Here is a 616-nt window from a genome sequence, read left to right as displayed (position 1 = left end):
TTAAGGTTTCTGAAAATCCAAGGCAAGCTGATAGTAATGAACCAACTCCGGCGGATCAAACGGTTAAGGTTGGTGAAACCCCATCAGCAGAGAAGTCAATCTCTAACTTGCCATCTCTCCCAGAAGGAACAACAGTATCCTTTGAAACTCCAGTGGATACAACAACAGCAGGTGATAAGTCAGCGGTAGTAGTTGTGACTTACCCAGATGGCTCACCAGATAAGGTTCCAGTAACGGTTAAGGTTGAAGAGGCTCCAAAGCAAGCTGATAGTAATGAACCAACTCCGGCGGATCAAACGGTTAAGGTTGGTGAAACCCCATCAGCAGAGAAGTCAATCTCTAACTTGCCATCTCTCCCAGAAGGAACGAAAGTATCCTTTGAAAGCCCAGTAGATACTGAGACAGCAGGGGATAAGCCAGCTACTGTAGTTGTGACTTACCCAGATGGCTCAACAGATAAGGTTCCGGTAACGGTTAAGGTTGAAGAGGCTCCAAGGCAAGCTGATAGTAATGAACCAACACCGGCAGATCAAACGGTTAAGGTTGGTGAAACCCCATCAGCAGAGAAGTCAATCTCTAACTTGCCAGAGTTGCCAGCAGGCACAACAGTATCCTT

At 46.6% G+C, this 616-nt stretch carries 1 protein-coding gene; it reads left to right on the top strand.

The genetic code is table 11. The features are described from left to right. Window positions 1-616 (top strand): Rib/alpha-like domain-containing protein (locus E4T71_RS08760; RefSeq protein ID WP_245165725.1); only part of this gene is annotated, 616 nt, incomplete at both ends.

Origin of the sequence: Streptococcus sp. WM07, from assembly GCF_004570525.1 — a bacterium.
Classification (GTDB): Bacteria; Bacillota; Bacilli; order Lactobacillales; family Streptococcaceae; genus Streptococcus.
This window is presented reverse-complemented; position numbering and strand designations above follow the sequence as displayed.